This window comes from Dietzia sp. NPDC055340 (assembly GCF_053645335.1).
Genome location: NZ_JBSHML010000007.1, coordinates 167,145 through 183,224 on the forward strand (window position 1 = coordinate 167,145; position 16,080 = coordinate 183,224).

Consider the following 16,080-nt stretch of genomic DNA (forward strand, 5'->3'; position numbering starts at 1 on the left):
GATGACGATCTCGACCCGCCGTCCGCACACACGTCACCGGACCCGCCCCGCCGCCGGCCTCGCGGCTGCCGCCCTCGCCGTCGTCATGGCGGGTTCCGGCTGCGCGGCGCTGACCGGCGACACCGGCGCGGACGAGCTGCAGGAGTTCCTCTCCGTCCTCGAGCGCGGCGACCTCGCCGGGGCGGCCGCCCTCACCACCGACCCGGTGGCCGCGGAGGAGGCCCTCACCGCGAGCGTCGCCGGCATGGGCTACCCCGCGCTGTCGGCCGACACCCCCGACGGCGACCGGCGCCCCGACCGCGACCCCGTGGCCGTGGATTTCACGTGGGACCTGGGGGACGGTGACGACGACGGCGCCGAGGGTGACGACGACGAGGCCACCCCCGGCCCCACGGACACCGGCGGCGAGGCCGGATCTCGCTCGGTGACCACCTCAGGACAGGCGGGCACCGTCAAGGTGGACGACCAGTGGAAGGTGCAGTGGGAGCCCACGATCCTGGATTCCCGTCTCGTCGCGGGCGGGTATCTGGAGTACGCCGAACTGATGGACTACGACACCGACATCCTCGACCGCACGGGCGCGCCGCTCATGCAGTGGACTCCGGTCACGGCCGTGACGCTCGCCCCGGACGCCGCCGCGAGCGCGGACGCGGTGGCGCAGCTGGTGAACAGTGCGGCGCCGACGATCACCGGGCAGTCGATCCGCGACGGAATGGCGGAGGCAGGCGACCAGCCGTACCAGGTGGTGGGGCTGCGGCCGAGCGATATCGACCCGATCCGTGAGCAGTTGGCCGCCGTGCCGGGGGTGACGCTGCCCGAGCGGGGAGATCTCATCCGCACCGACCGCGAATTGAGTTCGCCGGCGCTGAACGGTCTACCTAACGCGTGGCTCGAGGCGCTGCAGGCCTCCGGCGGCTGGTCGGCGGACATCATCAACCCGGATGCCGAGCCGATCGAGCTGGGCGGGGCGCCGGCGGGACAGGTGGACGATCTGACCTCCACGCTGCAGATCTCGATGCAGCAGGCCGCGCAGTCCGCGGTGGACGGCTCCGGCCAGGCCGCCTCGATCGTCGCGATCCAACCGTCGACCGGCGGCATCCTCGCGGTGGCGCAGAACTCCGCTGCCGACGCGCAGGGCCCCGTCTCGCTGGAGGGTCGCTTCCCGCCCGGCTCCACGTTCAAGGTGGTCACCACGGGCGCCGCTCTCGAGTCCGGGGTGGTGGGCCCGGAGGAGATCGTGCCGTGTCCGGCGCAGATCACCGTGTCGGGCCGCACGATCCCCAACGACGACGACTTCGCGCTCGGCGAGGTGCCGCTGGAGACCGCATTCGCACGCTCGTGCAACACAAGCCAGGCGGTGATCAGCGACCGGCTCGAGCCGGAGGCGATGAAGAACACCGCCGCGCAGCTTGGCCTGGGCGTCGGATTCTCCGGGCCGGGGATGAGCCCGTCATGGTTCACCGGCTCTGTTCCCGTCACCGAGCGCGGCCCTGGCCGGGTCGAGGCGGCGATCGGGCAGGGCGAGGTGCTGGCCAGCCCGTTCGGCATGGCGGTGATGACCGCGTCGCTGGCCAACAACGGCAGGATGATCCTGCCGGAGCTCATCTCCGGGATGCCGGCGGTGGCCAACGATTCGCCGGAGCCCCTGCCACAGAACGTCGTCGACACCCTCCGGCGCTACATGGTGCAGACAGTGCAGACCGGCACGGCCACGGCCGCCAACTCGGTGCCGGGGCTCGGCGGTAAGACCGGCACCGCGGAGGTCGGCAACGGGCCGTCCCACGGCTGGTTCGTGGGCTCGACGGGCGACATCGCGGTGGCGGTGCTCATCGAGGGCGCCAACTCATCCGGGCCGGCGGTGTCGATGGCGGCGAACTTCCTCACCTCCGCCGGCCAGCCGGCCCCGCTGGCCGCCGGCTGAGCGCAGGTCAGATCTTGGGCACCATCAGCGTGCGACACGCCGAGTCAGAACTCGCTGATGAGGCCCAAAATTGATGCGGCGAGCGGCGTCTCTCTCGCTGCCCGGCGACGCCGGGTCGGGCAGGGGTGAGCCGCGCGCAGTCAGTGGGCCGAGCGACGGGAACGGGTAGTTTCGGCTCATGCGCCTGAGCGACCTGCCCCTCGCCGATGCCGCGGCCCGCCGCCTGTCCCGACTGCCTTTCGTGTCGACCCCGTCCCCTGCCGACACCAACCGGCGGGTGCTGATCACCGGCGGCGCCTCGGGTCTGGGCCTCGCGCTGGCCACAGCGTTTCTCGAGCGCGGCGACCGGGTGATGATCGCCGACCTGGCGCCCGCCGACTCCCGGCCCGCGTCCATCCCCGAGGATGCCCGCTACCTGCGACTTGACGTGCGCTCGGAGGACGAGTGGCAGGCCGCGCGCGACGAGATCAATGAGATCTGGGGCGGCCTCGACGTGCTGGTGAACAACGCCGGGATCGCGCAGGGTGGCCGGATCGAGATGCTCACCGAAGACGACTGGCGCCTCATCACCGACATCAATCTCCTGGGCGTAGCCCGCGGCTGCCGCACCTTCGTGCCGATGCTCAAGAAGCAGGGCCGCGGCCGCGTGGTCAACACCGCCTCGCTCGCCGGTCTGGTGCATCCGCCCACGATGAGCTCCTACACCGCGGTCAAGGCGGCCGTCGTGGCGATCTCGGAGAGCCTGCGCTGGGAGCTCGAGCCGTTCGGAGTGGACGTCTCGGTGATCTGCCCGTCGTTCTTCCGCACCAACCTGGCCTCGAGCCTCAACTCCTCCGACCCCGCCGCGGCCGGGTTCGCCTCCAAACTCATCACCCGCGCGAAGCTCGACGCCGACCAGATCGCCGCCGAGGTCATGCTCGCGCTCGACGCCGGCGAGTTCCTCATCCTCCCCGATCCCGATGCCCGCAAGAACTACCGCGGCAAGCGTTTGCTCCCGGCGGTCTACGCCAAGACGATGCTCGACATGGGCCGCAAGTTCGCGGCCGCCACCGGCAAAAACTGACGCGAACGGCGGCCGCTCGCGGAGCGCTCGCGCCCGCACGCCCGGCCCCCGCCGTCACATCCAGCCGGCCGCCTGGCGCACCAGCAGCACCGCGGCCACGACCGTGAGCGCCACGCCGGAAAGCCGGGTCACGGTCGCCGCCGCGGGCGGCCGCCCGCTCAGGTACCGGGCGGCCAGCAGCCCGACGGCGAAGTAGACCACCGCGCAGCCGGCCAGATGCACCGAGCCCAGGACCATCATCTGGGCCGGCATCGGCAGGGCCGCGTCCGGGGCGGCGAACGGCGGCAACAGCGCCCCGAGCAGCAGGATCACCTTGGGATTGAGCAGACTCACGCCCACGCCGCGCGCGAACTGCCCGCCGCTGGAGACGGCGCCGACCGCGGGGGCTGGGCCCGCGTGAGTGCCGGCGGCTCCGACCATGCCCGGCGCGCCGGGGTCGAGCGCGCGATCGAGAGCACCGCCGCCCAACTCGCTCCGGCCCGGCTCACGCAGCATCCCGATGCCCAGCCAACCGATGTAGAGCGCGCCGACCACCGTGAGCACACCCAGGATCATCGGGTCCCCGGTGAGCAGGAGGCCCAGACCGGCGGCCACCACGATGGTCGCCGCCAGGTGCCCGGACAGCATCCCGCTGATCGCGGGCACCACGGAGCGGTTCCGCAGGCCGGAGGAGATCGCGTACGCCCAGTCCGCTCCGGGCGTCAGCACGAACAGCATGGACACCGCCCAGAACGCGGCGACAGAGGTGAGTGGCATGACTGAAATGCTATGAGTGTTCCTGCGAAAAGTGCTCCCGAGTTACTCGCCGAACAATCCGTTCTGCGGGAGAATGTCCCGCATGGACCGCATTGACCGAAATATTCTCCTGGCACTCCAGGAGCGGGGTCGGCTCACGCTCGCCGAGATCGCCGACCGGGTGCGGCTGAGCGTGTCGTCGTCGCACCGGAGGCTCCGCGCGCTGGAGACCTCCGGCGCGATCACCGGATACCGCGCGGTGATCGACCCGTCGGCGGTAGGGCTCGACTTCGAGGCCCTCGTCTTTGTGACCATGCGCTCGGGCGAGAAGGCCACGCTCACGGCGTTCGAGGCGGGGGTGGCGGAGCTGCCGGACGTCGTCTCGGCGCAGCGGCTGTTCGGCGAGCCCGACTACCTGCTGCGGATCCTCGTGGCCGACCTCGCCGCGTTCCAGAAGCTCTACGACGAGCACCTGGCCGGGCTGCCTGGGGTCGGGAACCTGCGCTCGACGCTGGTGATGCGCACGGTCGTCGAGGACCGCGGCGTGCCGCTCTGATCGGGCCCCGGAGAGCATCAGCGGGTGCGCCTGCGCCGACGCCCGCCCCACGTATTCTGCAGGACATGAGCCCCTCGAACCTGATGTCCCGCGCCGACCTCGACTTCCTCCTCCACGACTGGCTGCGGGTCTCCGAGCTGACCGACCGCGAGCGGTACGCGGACCACTCGCGGGAGACGATCGACGCGGTGCTGGACCTGTCGGCCGAGCTCGCCGAGAAGTACTTCGCGCCGCACAACCGGGCCTCCGACCTCACCGAGCCCAGGCTCGTCGGCGAGGACGTCGAGCTCATCCCCGAGATCGGCGAGGCGCTGCGCCGGTTCGCCGACGCCGACCTCGTGGGCGCCGCCATGGACGCCGAGGAGGGCGGCATGCAGCTGCCGTATACCGCGTACCTCGCGTGCATGGCCTGGTTCTACGCCGCCAACATCGGCACGGCCGGCTATCCCCTGCTCACGACCGGGAACGCCAACCTGCTGCTCACGCACGGCAGCGAGGAGCAGATCGAGCGCTACGTCCGGCCGATGATCGAGGGCCGCTTCACCGGCACCATGTGCCTGTCCGAGCCGCAGGCCGGTTCCAACCTGGCGGACATCACCACGCGCGCCGAGCCGCAGCCCGACGGCACCTACCGCCTGTTCGGCCAGAAGATGTGGATCTCCGGCGGCGAGCACCAGATGGCCGAGAACATCGTCCACCTCGTGCTGGCGAAGGTCCCCGGGTCCCCGGCCGGCACGCGGGGGATCAGCCTGTTCGTGGTCCCGAAGTTCCTGGTCAACGAGGACGGCTCGCTGGGCGAGCGCAACGACGTTGTCGTCACCGGCCTCAACCACAAGATGGGCTTTCGTGGCACCGTCAACACCGCCCCCACCCTGGGCCAGGGCCTGCACACGCCCGGCGGTCAGGCGGGCGCGGTCGGCTACGTCGTGGGCGAGGAGAACACCGGGCTCAAGAAGATGTTCACGATGATGAACGAGGCCCGCCTCGGCGTGGGGCTGGGCGCCACCGCGCTGGGCTACACCGGCTACCTCAAGTCGCTGGACTACGCGCGCGGCCGGCCCCAGGGCCGGTCGGCCGGCGCGGACCCGGCGTCGCCGCAGGTCATGCTCACCGGGCACGCGGACGTGCGGCGGATGTTGCTCGCCCAGAAGTCGTATGTGGAGGGCGCGCTGGCATTGGGCCTGTATTGCGCGAGGCTTGTCGACGACGAGAAGTCCGGCTCCCCGGAGGAGGGGGCGGCCGCGAAGACCGTTCTGGACGTCCTCACGCCGATCGCCAAATCGTGGCCGTCGCAGTGGTGTCTGAAGGCCAATGAGCTGGCGATCCAGGTGCTCGGCGGGGCCGGCTACACGATCGACTACGACGTGGAGCAGCACTACCGGGACAACCGCCTGAACCCCATCCACGAGGGCACCCACGGCATCCAGGGCCAGGATCTGCTGGGCCGCAAGGTACTCGCCGGGGGCGGTGCCGGGCTGGCCGCACTGACCGAGCGGATCACCGAGACGTGCGACCGGGCCGCCGCGGACGGGCCCGGCACCGAGCTCGCCGAGCTGGCCGCGCTGCTGCGGCCCCGCGTCACCCGCCTCATCGAGGTGACCACCGCGTTGGCCGAGGTGGGCGCGAGCGATCCGGAGGCGTTCCTGGCCGATGCCACCGAGTACCTCGAGGCGACGGGGCACATCGTGATCGCGTGGATGTGGCTCGAGCAGCTGCTCGCGCTAGGCTCGCGGGTGGACGAGGCCGCCGAGGGATCCGACGCGTTCGCCGCCGGCAAGCTCCAGGCCGCCCGCTACTTCCTGCGCCGCGAGCTGCCGATCGTCGACGCCAAGCTCGACCTTCTCGCCTCCGGCGACCGCACCACGCTCGACATGCGCGACGACTGGTTCTGAACCGCGCCGGGGGCGGCTGGGGTCTGGACGGCGACCTGTACCAGCCTCGTTCCGAGGGCGGACGCCGCGAAGCCCGGACCGACTCGAGGTGGTCGGCCCGGGCTCCGGGGCTGCGGACGACGGGGATTCAGGGTCCCCGCAACGGGTCAGGTCACATCTCGGGGACCATCACCTCGTCGATGAGGTAGACGGTCGCGTTGGCGGTCTCGACGCCGCCACAGATGACGTTCGCGCCGTTGACCATGAGCTCGTCGCCCGAGCCCGTGACGTCCACGTCGGCGCCGTTGAGGGTGGTCTGCATGCCGACGACCTCATCGGGGGTCATCTCGCCCTCGACCACGTGATAGGTGAGGATGTCGGTGAGCATCTCCGGGTTGGTCTTCAGCTGCTCCATGGTCGCGTCGTCGATCTGCGCGAACGCGTCATCGACGGGCGCGAAGACCGTGTACTCGCCGCTGTTGAGGGTGTCGACCAGGTCGACCTCCGGGTTCACGCCGCCCGAGACGGCCTGCACCAGCATGGTGAGCATCGGGTTGTTGGAGGCCGCGGTGGCGACCGGCTCCATGGCCATGCCTTCGACCGAGCCGGGCCCGTCCGGGTTGGCCTCGGCGTAATCGGCGCAGCCGGGACCCACGAGCGAGGCGGGCTCGGCCTCCATGGCGGAGGTCTCGGAGGAAGAGGCCATCGCGGACGAGGTGGTCATGGCCGAGGTGGTGCCCTCGGCGTCGCTCGAGCCGTCGTCGGTGGAGCAGCCGGCCAGGACGAGTCCGCCCACAGCAGCGGCGGCGGCGACGGAGGCGATGCGCCGGGAGATCGTGGTGCCCATGGTGATGGTCCTTTCGGTCGAGCCCTGATCGCCAGTAGGTGATCTGTGGTGGGCTCCGTGTGCTGGGTCACCGGTGGTTCGGCACTGCAGACGTAGCGGATGGGTGCGGTGCGAATCTTTTTTCCGAACCGGTCCGTCGGCGGCTCCGCTCCGAACTCCTCACATGAACACAGCAGAGGCTCACACAACGGGGTCCGGGCAGGGCCCCCGCCGGGGTCGCCGGCCCGTAGCAGCGGCGCGCGCCCTGTCGGGCGTCCTCGCGGTGGGGGTCGCGCTGTCTCTCGGACACGCGATCGCCGCGGCCTTCGACACGGCGGCCTCACCCTTCCTCGCGGTGGCCGACTCCGTGGTGGACCGCGCGCCCGCCGCGGTACGCGAGATGACCATCGACACACTCGGCACCGCCGACAAACCCGCACTCCTGATCGGGCTGTCCGTCATCCTCCTGCTCATCGGCATCGTGGCGGGTCTGCTCGAGCGACCCCGGCGACCGATCGGCTCGGCCGTGATCGTCGTCCTCGGCGTGGTCGGGGCGCTCGCAGCAGCCCTACGCCCCAACGGCAGCCCGCTCTGGGCTCTGCCGACCCTGCTCGGCGCGATCGTTGGTGTGGTGACCCTGCGCCTGTTGGTGGGGTCGCTGTACCGGAGCCGCGAAACAACTGGATCAGCGCCGCCGGCCGAGTCCGCGCCATCGGCCACGACCGGCCCGGACCGCCGCCGCTTCCTCATCCTGGCCGGCTCCGCCGTCGCCGTCATCGCCGCGGCCGGCGCCACCGGTGTCGCGCTGGGCCGGCGGGCCGCCGACGTCGTGGCCGAACGCACCGGCTTGCGCCTGCCCCGCGTCCTACCGCGCCAGGCGGCCCCCGCCGTCCCGGACGGCATCGTGCCCGACGCCCCCGGCGTGACCCCGTTCCTCACCGGAAACGACGAGTTCTACCGCATCGACACCGCGCTGCGCGTCCCTGCGATCACCGCCCGCGACTGGCGGCTGCGGATCCACGGGATGGTCGAGCACGAGATCGAACTCGACTGGGACGGCCTGACCGCCCGCGAGGCGCAGGAGCGGATCGTCACGCTGACCTGCGTGTCGAACGAGGTCGGCGGCGGCCTGGTGGGCACCGCGGCCTGGACCGGCTTCCCGATCGCCGACCTGCTCGCCGAGGCGGGCCCCCTGCCCGGCGCGGACATGCTGCTCTCCACCTCCGTCGACGGCTGGACCGCCGGTACCCCGCTCGAGGCGCTCACCGACGGCCGCGACGCCCTACTGGCTGTCGGTATGAACGGCCAGCCCCTGCCGCTGGAACACGGTTACCCCGTCCGCCAGGTCGTCCCGGGCCTGTACGGCTACGTCTCCGCCACCAAGTGGGTGATCGACTGGGAGGTCACGCGGTTCGACCAGGCGAGTGCCTACTGGACCGACCGCGGCTGGGGCGAGCGCGGCCCGATACGGACCGCCAGCCGGATCGACCGACCGGCCCCGCTGGCGGAGCTCGAGGCCGGCCTCGTCGTCGTCGCCGGAACGGCCTGGGCGCAGCGCCGCGGTATCGACCGGGTCGAGGTGCAGGTCGACGACGGACCCTGGACCGACGCCCGCCTGTCGCCGGCCTACTCTCTCGACACCTGGCGCATGTGGTCGTTCGACTGGGACGCCGAACCCGGCCTGCACACGCTGCACGTCCGGGCCACCGACGGCCGCGGCGAGGTCCAGACCGAGCAGCGCCGCCCCACCGTCCCCGACGGCGCCACCGGCTGGCACAACCGCACCTTCCGGGTGACGGCGTGATGGCCGTCCTCGACACGCCGCGGCCCGCGCCGGTACAGCGCGCCGCCCCCCGCACTAGACTGACGCTCGTGCCCGAGCCCACCGCCCCGTCGATGGCCGACCCGGGGCGCCTGCTGGAGCTCGCCGCCGGCGGCGATCTCGACGCGTTCGCCCGCTTCTACGACCTCCTCGCGCCCCGCGCGTACGGCCTCGCGCTGCGCGTCCTGCGCGATCCGGGATACGCCGAGGAGACCGTGCAGGAAGTGTTTCTCCAGGTGTGGAAGCAGGCCGTCGACTACCGGCCGTCGCTCGGATCGGTGCAGTCGTGGGTGTTGACCATCACCCATCGCCGCGCGGTGGATCGCGTGCGGGCGGAGAGTTCCGCGACGCGCCGCGACGAGGTCGACGCCGCCGCCATGGCCGCGTCCGGGTCCGCCGCGTCTGATGACGTCGCCGAGCAGGTCACCGAGCGGATCGGCCGCGACGAGGACGCCGCGCGCGTGCGCGGATGCCTGGAGACCCTCACCGACACCCAGCGCGAGTCCATTGAGATGGCCTACTTCACCGGCTTGACCTACCGCGAGGTCGCCGACCGGCTCGGCGCCGCCCTGCCCACGGTCAAGTCCCGCATCCGCGACGGGCTGCGGCGGCTGAAGGGCTGCCTGGGAGGTGCGTTGGCGTGAGAAGCCATCACGATCATCCTGAGACCGCGGGCGGCATCGACCCCGCCGATCTCGACCTGTACGCCCTGGACGCCCTGCCCCCGCGCGAGGCCGAGGCCCTCGAGGAGGCGCTGGTCAACGCGCCGGAGGAGCAGCGCGCGTCGATGTTCGCGCACATCGCGTCCACGCAGGAGGTCGCCGCGGACATGGTCGCCGTCGCCGGCCTCGACACCGCTCCCCCTCCCGCACTGCGGGCCCGCGTCCTCGACGAGGTGGCCGCCCGGGCGCGGCGGGACCGCGTTGGTGGACCCCGAGACGATGACGACGACACCACCGGCGACCCCGTTTCCGGCGACCGGCCGGGTGGCGGCGGCTCGGTGACCAGTCTTGACGCGATGCGGGCGCGTCGCCGTCCCCGGATGTGGACCGTCATCGGCGCCGCTGCGGCCGCGATCCTGCTGGTCGCGGCCGGTGTGGGCATCGGACGCATCACCGATGGCTCGTCCCCCGAGGACAACCTGCCCGTGGCGGCCCCGCCGTCCGGGGCCATGCCGGGCGACGTGACGATGCTGCTGGCCTCCGACGACCTGGAGATCACCCGCGGCCAGGTGGCGGGCGACGGGCTGGCCACCGTGTTGGCGTCGCGGTCGGCGGACATGGCGGTCATCTCGATGACCGGTCTGCCCGATCCCGCCGAGGGGCGCGCCTATCAGCTGTGGCTCATGGGCGACCACGCTCCGATCCCCGCCGGGACCATGGAGTCGGGCGAGGTGGGCCCGTCGCCCGCCGCGCAGATCGAGGGCATCCGCGGCTCCGAGCAGATCGGTCTCACCGAGGAGCCCGCCGGCGGCTCACCGGCCCCGACAGGCGAGGTCCTGCTCGCGCTCAATCTCGACTGAGTGTGGGCTGGGCCCGCTCCGCTTCGGCTACTCGGTCGCACGCGGACCCGGGGCGCCCTGCGCGCTGACCTGCGGTGCCCTGCTCGGTGCGTTCAGGGCACCCCAGGTCATGGGCCGGAGGGCTGGCCGAAACTCCGGGCCGGGGTCGGGGCCGGGGTCGGCGGTGTGCGCGGGACGCGTCGTCTCAGGGCTGCCACCACGGGCGGAGGGGGCGATCCCAGGTCTGCTCGTCGGTCAGACGCACGGCGAGGATCTGGTGGAGCTGGATCTTGTTGTGCTCGAAGCCGTACTGGCAGGCGCCCATGTACAGGCCCCACAGCTTGGCCATGGGCTCGCCGACCTCCTCGACCGCGGAGTCCCAGTGCTCGACGAGGTTGGCGCACCAGTCGCGCAGGGTCATGGCGTAGTGCGGGCGCAGGTTCTCCTCGTGGAGCACCTCGAAGCCGGCGTTCTCGGCCTCCATGTGCACGGTGCCGGCGCCGGCGAGCTCACCGTCCGGGAAGATGTAGCGGTCGATGAACTGCCCGGCCTTGACCTTGCCCGCGTTGTCGGGCCGGGTGATGCAGTGGTTGAGCAGGATCCCGCCCGGCTTGAGGTAGCCGTGGAGCTTGCTGAAGTAGTCGCGGTAGTTCTTGCGTCCGATGTGCTCGGTGATGCCGATCGAGCTCACCGCGTCGAAGTCCCGCTCGGGCACGTCGCGGTAGTCCTGCAGCCGGACCTCGGCCAGATCGCCGAGCCCCTCGGCCTCGATCGCGGCCCGGCCCCACTCGACCTGCTCCTTGGACAGGGTCACGCCGATCACGCGGACGCCCCGGCGCGCGGCGTAGCGGACCATGCCGCCCCAGCCGCAGCCCACGTCGAGGAGCCGGTCGCCGGCGGAGAGCCCCAGCTTGTCGAACACCAGGCGGTACTTGTTCTCCTGCGCCGTCTCCAGTGACGCGTCGACCTCGGGATAGCAGGCGCACGTGTACGTCATGGACGGCCCGAGGATCCACTCGTAGAAGCGGTTCGACACGTCGTAGTGGTAGCTCACCACCTCCGAGTCGCGCTCCTTGGAGTGCCGCCGCAGCCCGCTGACCACGCGCTTCCACGCCGGCGGCACCTCCTGCGCCGGGATCGGCGGCACGGTGAGGTTCTCGCGGCCGATCGAGCGGGCGATCCGCAGCAGCGTCCGCGCGTCGGGCGTGCGGGTCATGGTCTTGCGGAACACCTCGAGCGAGCCGAAGACGTCGCGCGGGGCACCGGGGTGCACGCCCTCCACCTCGAGCTCGCCCATCAGGTAGGCGCGGGCCAGCCCGAGATCGCCCGGGGCGGTGACGAAGTACTGCAGCGCCTTCTCGCTCTTCAGGCGGAGCACCAGGTCGCTGTCTGCCGGCCCGATGGCCGAGCCGTCGTAGGCCTCAATCCGCAGCGGCGGCTCACCGGTCGCGAAAGCGCCGATGATCTCGCCGATCGTCATTGTGCCCGAGGGCGTGCTGCTGCGGGTCGTGGTCATCGTGCTCCTACCGCCTTGTCGTAGAGGGTCGCGAACCGACCGTTCGGGTCGAACTCAGCCTTGAGGCGCGTCGCCTGCTCGCCGCCGTACAGCTCGGCGAACTCCTCGCGCGAATAGAAGACCTCCGAGTACAGCGACTTGTGGCCGCCGAGCCGGGAGACCTCCTCCTCGATCCGCCGGTTCCACGCACCCTCGGCCATCCCCGGCTCTATAGGTGCAGAGGACCAGAAGCCGATGTTGACGTAGGTGGTGCCCGGGTCGAGCGGGTACAGCGGCCACGGCCGGTCCGAACCCGGCGCCGGGGAGGACTCGCGCAGCCGCAGCGGGCAGATCCACAGCGGCTCGATGGGCACCTCGCGCAGGAACCACTCGAGGAACTCGGTGGCGTGATCGATGGTCACCTCGACGTCCTGCACGACCCGCTCGCGCGGCCCCTCGCCCTTGAGCGCGCCGATCTTGTTGCCCAGGTCGTAGCGGTGATCGAGGCCGATGATCTTCCAGTACGCGGACGAGCGCAGCAGCTGCTGCGGCCAGAACTTCCGGATCCGCGGGTTCTGCACGCCGAACGCCCGCGAGCACCAGAACCAGTCGGTGTCCCAGCGCCACAGGTAGTCACGAATGGTCAGCCGGTCGCGCTTGATCGCCCCCTCGGGACAGTCGTGCTGGACCGATCGGTAGAAGATCGCCTGCTTGTCGGTCGCGCCGGAGTAGTCGGACGTCGGGCCGGGCTCGTCGGTGTGCCGCCCGAGGCAGAGGTAGGCCTCGTCGGCGGAGAAGACGATGCCGTCGAGGAAGTCGACGCGGGCGGAATCGGGGTCCGGGCCGGAGCCTGCGCCACCGGTGTCGGCCGAGCCGGCGGCTGCGTCGTCGTCGTCGTACCTTCCCTCCACGCTGATCCGCTCCAGCGCCGCGGTGAGCGCGGCGGTCGAGTTGAACCGCACGTGGCGCAGCTCGACATAGCGCCTGACCGGCTCCAGGGCGATGCGCAGTCGCACCGCGTAGCCCAGCGAGCCGTACGAGTTGGGGAAGCCGCGGAAGAGGGTGCGTTCGCGCTCGGTGCCGTCGGGGCGCGCGGTGACGATCTCGCCGGTGCCGGTCAGCACGTCCATCTCCAGCACCGACTCGTGCGGCAGCCCCAGGCGGAAGGAGGAGGACTCGATGCCGAGTCCCGTCACCGCGCCGCCGAGCGTGATGGTCTTGAGCTGCGGCACCACGTACGGCATGAGGCCGTGGGCGAGCGTGGCGTCGACCAGATCCTCGTAGGTGCACATGCCCTGGACGTCGGCGGTGCGGGCGTCCGGATCGACCGAGATGACGCGCGTGAGACCGGTCGTATCGAGACCGGGCGACGACGACGAGGCCCGCGGCCGGAAGAGGTTGGACGTCTTCTTTGCCAGTCGCACCGGGGACCCCTCGGGCACCGCCCGGAAGCTGTCGACGAGTCGCTGCACACCTTCCGCGTGGCGGGCGGCACCCACCTCGAGAGGGTCAACGACAGTCACGGCAGATCCCATGAGACCCACCTTAGTGCGGCCCGGCGACGGTCGTGATCGATCCGCGCGGCCGCGTCCCCTGGCCCGCCCCCGCAACGTTCCCGGACGCCCGCGTGATAAACCGCCCCCCGGCTGATCTCACGCGCATCACGATTGTGGCACCAACGTCATCTTCCTCCCTCGTTCCCGTCAGGCCGGGCGGGAAGGTCCCGTACCGTCTGCGGCAACACAGGCCCCGGCAGGGCCGTCTCTGCAGCACGACGAGGTCAAGGAGTTCCCATGTCACCCCACGCACACCGCACCCGACGCCGCGCGATGGTGGCGGCCTCCGGGCTGGCCGCCCTGGCGCTGACCCTGAGCGCCTGCAGCGGCGACGACACCGCCGACGACACGGTCGCCGACGCCACGAGCGCGGTCGCGTCCGCCGCCACCGAGGCCACCAGTGCCGTCGGCTCCGCCGCCGCCGAGGCCACGAGCGCCGTGGGTGAGGCCGGGGACGGCGACGATCACGAGGGCCATGACCACGGCGATCACGACGGCGACGACCATCCCGATAAGGACCGCGAGTACCTGGACGCGCTCCGCGACAACGGGGTCACCGTCCACGACGACGTCGACTTCCTCGTCCGCGGCCACGACGCGTGCCGCGACCTCGAGGACGGCGAGAGCGCGGACGTGGTGATCGCGAGCTACTACGAGGCGCACCCCGAGGCGCCGGAGAACGAGGGCGCGACCGTCCTCGAGGCGGCGGTGAACGCCTTCTGCCCGGACTACGCGCCGGCGCTGAACAACTAGAACCCGGCCCGGTCGAGCGCCTCCGCGGTGAGGCGCCGGCCGAGGGCGATCATCTCGTCGGCCCGGTGGAAGTCGAACGCCGTGCACGAGTCGGACGGCACCTCGACCAGCACGTCCGGCCGGTTCGCCGCCATCCGGTAGGCGGTGATGATGCTCTCCATCACCTCGATCGAGTGGATCACCACGTCGAAGATCCGCAGCGTGCCGGGCAGGGAGGCGTCGCCGGGGTCCTCTGACTCGACCTCGGCCTCGCCCCGGGCCACCGACTCCTCGACCTCGTGCGAGGGCTCTGCATCCGTAGTGGCGCTGGCCGTGACCGCATCCGAGGCGGACGCCGCCGCGTCGGTCAGCGTGCCCGTTTCATCCCGGCCGTCCGGGCCCGCGGTGGTGTCGTCGCGGAGATCTCCGCCCTCGGTGGCGCCCTGGCCCCAGCGGGCGGCGATCGAGCGCACCAGCTCGGCGTCGCGGACGTCGGCGGCCGCGGTCCGGATCCGGCCGGTCAGCGTGCCGGCGGACCGGGCCGCCCCCGGGCCCTTGCGGGTGTGGCCGGTCTCGGCGTCGGCGCCGTCGTCGGGACCCGGGTTCTTGAACACCGACGTCACGCGCATGCCTGTGCGCCGGCCGGTCAGGGACACCGCCAGCAGCATGTCGCTCTCGACCGGGGCGAGCGGCTCGAGCGGTACCGGGTTGGTCACGCCTCCGTCGATGACAAGCCGTCCGCCGACCAGTGCCGGGGTGATCACGCTGGGGATCGCGAACGAGGCCCGCACCGCGACGTCCGCCGGACCTTGCGTGAACCAGATCTCGCGGCGCGCCTTGAGGTCCGTGGCCACCGCCGTGAACGGTAGGCGCATGCCCTCGATGCGGATGCCGTCGAGCATCGACCCGATCACCGCCATGATCTTGTTGGCGCGGATCGCGCCGCCGCCGGCGAAGGACGGGTCCAGCAGTCGTAGGACGTCACGCTGGGACAACCCGCGCACCCACTCCTCGAAGTCGTCCAGCTTGCCGGCCGCGTACAACGAACCCACCACGGCGCCCATCGACGCGCCCGATACGCCCACCACCTCGTGGCCACGGGCCTCGAGCTCCCGGATCACCCCGATGTGCGCATAGCCGCGTGCCCCGCCGGACCCCAGTGCCAACGCGATCCTCATTCCGCGCCACCCCTTCCGCGTTCGCCGAACGTCTTCCAGTGTGCACCGTGAACTCCCTGGTCGGGCGTGCCGACCGGGCGTCCGTGTCGTACCCGACACCTATCGTCCGCACTGTATCGACCATCAGTTCGATACCGGGCCCCACGGTCCGCACGATTGACAGATCACCACATCGAGGAGCACCCATGTCCCACACCCTGTTCGCGCCGGTCGATCCCGCGATGCTGAAGATCGCGGCCACGATCGAGCGCTGCGGAATCAACATCATCCACGTCGGCGAGGGCTGTGACTGCCGGGACTGCCACGCGGCCCCCATCCCGCCGGAGCAGCAGTTCGGATACACGATCGGCCTCACCGAGCTGGGCCATCCGGAACTGCTGGTGCGCGGCCTCGGCGGCCGGGAGTCGGCCGCGCTACTGAACAGGTGGGGGGACGTGGTCCTGGGCGGCGAGGCACTCGATGCCGGACACCTGCTGTGCGAGGGACCTGCCGGACACACCTGGGAGCTCGTGCCGGTCCACCGGCCCGAACGCACGCTGCGCTGGGCGGGCCTCTACTACGGAGCCGCCGGCTCCGGCCCGCCCCCACTGCCCGGCGAGGTGACCGCACTGGAGCTGATCCCGGCCCGCCGGCCCTGCCCCTGCGGGGCCTGCAGCTGACGCCCGGGCGGGCCGGCCGCCGACCCCGTCGTAGGGTTGAGCCATGCCCCGCCCTCAGCTGCGCCTGGACGCGAGTTCACCGACGATCATCGTGCCGATCACCGCACGGGACCTCACCGAACTCGATCAGAGCGCGGCGGCCTCGGCGGCTGCGCCGGCCGGCGC

Annotated in this window: 14 protein-coding genes; 9 read left to right on the forward strand and 5 right to left on the reverse strand. The window is 71.6% G+C overall.

Annotation, left to right across the window (positions count from 1 at the left end; translation table 11 throughout):
- The first annotated feature begins 1 nt into the window (after position 1).
- Both ACWIFB_RS07360 and ACWIFB_RS07365 read left to right on the forward strand, forming a co-directional pair.
- Positions 2 to 1,921, forward strand: a complete 1,920-nt coding sequence (locus tag ACWIFB_RS07360) for a penicillin-binding transpeptidase domain-containing protein (protein ID WP_454057813.1) — start codon at positions 2 to 4, stop codon at positions 1,919 to 1,921.
- Between the two features lie 178 nt (positions 1,922 to 2,099).
- On the forward strand, positions 2,100 to 2,984 hold the full coding sequence (locus ACWIFB_RS07365) for an SDR family NAD(P)-dependent oxidoreductase (RefSeq protein WP_454057814.1): 885 nt from the start codon (positions 2,100 to 2,102) through the stop codon (positions 2,982 to 2,984).
- A 54-nt stretch (positions 2,985 to 3,038) separates the two neighbouring features.
- On the opposite strand, the gene ACWIFB_RS07370 is transcribed toward ACWIFB_RS07365, so the two are convergent.
- On the reverse strand, positions 3,039 to 3,740 hold the full coding sequence (locus ACWIFB_RS07370; protein WP_454057815.1) for a LysE family translocator: 702 nt from the start codon (positions 3,738 to 3,740) through the stop codon (positions 3,039 to 3,041).
- Between the two features lie 82 nt (positions 3,741 to 3,822).
- Between ACWIFB_RS07370 and ACWIFB_RS07375 the strand changes: the two genes are divergently transcribed.
- Complete coding sequence (locus ACWIFB_RS07375) at positions 3,823 to 4,275, forward strand: Lrp/AsnC family transcriptional regulator (protein ID WP_230929138.1); 453 nt, start codon at positions 3,823 to 3,825, stop codon at positions 4,273 to 4,275.
- Between the two features lie 65 nt (positions 4,276 to 4,340).
- The gene (locus ACWIFB_RS07380; protein WP_454057816.1) at positions 4,341 to 6,167 is read left to right on the forward strand and encodes an acyl-CoA dehydrogenase; all 1,827 of its coding nucleotides are present in this window, start codon (positions 4,341 to 4,343) and stop codon (positions 6,165 to 6,167) included.
- A 151-nt stretch (positions 6,168 to 6,318) separates the two neighbouring features.
- Here ACWIFB_RS07380 and ACWIFB_RS07385 read toward each other — a convergent pair whose 3' ends face one another.
- Entirely contained in the window at positions 6,319 to 6,993 is a 675-nt protein-coding gene (locus tag ACWIFB_RS07385; RefSeq protein ID WP_454057817.1) for a fasciclin domain-containing protein, read from the reverse strand.
- Between the two features lie 163 nt (positions 6,994 to 7,156).
- On the opposite strand from ACWIFB_RS07385, the gene ACWIFB_RS07390 reads away from it, so the two are divergent.
- The 3 genes from ACWIFB_RS07390 (at position 7,157) to ACWIFB_RS07400 (ending at position 10,316) form a co-directional block, all read left to right on the forward strand.
- A complete protein-coding gene (locus ACWIFB_RS07390) occupies positions 7,157 to 8,776 on the forward strand; it encodes a molybdopterin-dependent oxidoreductase (RefSeq protein WP_454057818.1) in 1,620 nt (539 codons plus the stop codon).
- A 68-nt stretch (positions 8,777 to 8,844) separates the two neighbouring features.
- Positions 8,845 to 9,438, forward strand: coding sequence for an ECF RNA polymerase sigma factor SigK (sigK, locus tag ACWIFB_RS07395; protein WP_452100783.1), 594 nt, complete (start codon positions 8,845 to 8,847; stop codon positions 9,436 to 9,438).
- Positions 9,435 to 10,316: an anti-sigma factor gene (locus ACWIFB_RS07400; RefSeq protein WP_454057819.1), complete on the forward strand. Its 882-nt coding sequence runs from the start codon at positions 9,435 to 9,437 to the stop codon at positions 10,314 to 10,316. Before sigK ends, ACWIFB_RS07400 begins: the two co-directional genes overlap by 4 nt.
- Positions 10,317 to 10,500: 184 nt before the next feature.
- Here ACWIFB_RS07400 and ACWIFB_RS07405 read toward each other — a convergent pair whose 3' ends face one another.
- Complete coding sequence (locus ACWIFB_RS07405; protein ID WP_454057820.1) at positions 10,501 to 11,811, reverse strand: class I SAM-dependent methyltransferase; 1,311 nt, start codon at positions 11,809 to 11,811, stop codon at positions 10,501 to 10,503.
- Positions 11,808 to 13,325 (reverse strand): FAD-binding oxidoreductase, encoded by a 1,518-nt coding sequence (locus tag ACWIFB_RS07410; RefSeq protein ID WP_454057821.1) that lies wholly within the window; start codon positions 13,323 to 13,325, stop codon positions 11,808 to 11,810. The genes ACWIFB_RS07405 and ACWIFB_RS07410 overlap by 4 nt, the downstream gene beginning before the upstream one ends.
- Positions 13,326 to 13,583: 258 nt before the next feature.
- On the opposite strand from ACWIFB_RS07410, the gene ACWIFB_RS07415 reads away from it, so the two are divergent.
- Positions 13,584 to 14,099: a DUF732 domain-containing protein gene (locus tag ACWIFB_RS07415; protein ID WP_454057822.1), complete on the forward strand. Its 516-nt coding sequence runs from the start codon at positions 13,584 to 13,586 to the stop codon at positions 14,097 to 14,099.
- Here the strand turns inward: ACWIFB_RS07415 and ACWIFB_RS07420 are convergent.
- A complete protein-coding gene (locus ACWIFB_RS07420; RefSeq protein WP_454057823.1) occupies positions 14,096 to 15,256 on the reverse strand; it encodes a patatin-like phospholipase family protein in 1,161 nt (386 codons plus the stop codon). The two genes, ACWIFB_RS07415 and ACWIFB_RS07420, sit on opposite strands and share 4 nt — an antisense overlap.
- 185 nt (positions 15,257 to 15,441) lie before the next feature.
- Here ACWIFB_RS07420 and ACWIFB_RS07425 point away from each other — a divergent pair, with 185 nt between their 5' ends.
- Positions 15,442 to 15,915, forward strand: a complete 474-nt coding sequence (locus ACWIFB_RS07425; RefSeq protein ID WP_454057824.1) for a DUF4262 domain-containing protein — start codon at positions 15,442 to 15,444, stop codon at positions 15,913 to 15,915.
- Positions 15,916 to 16,080: the final 165 nt, after the last annotated feature.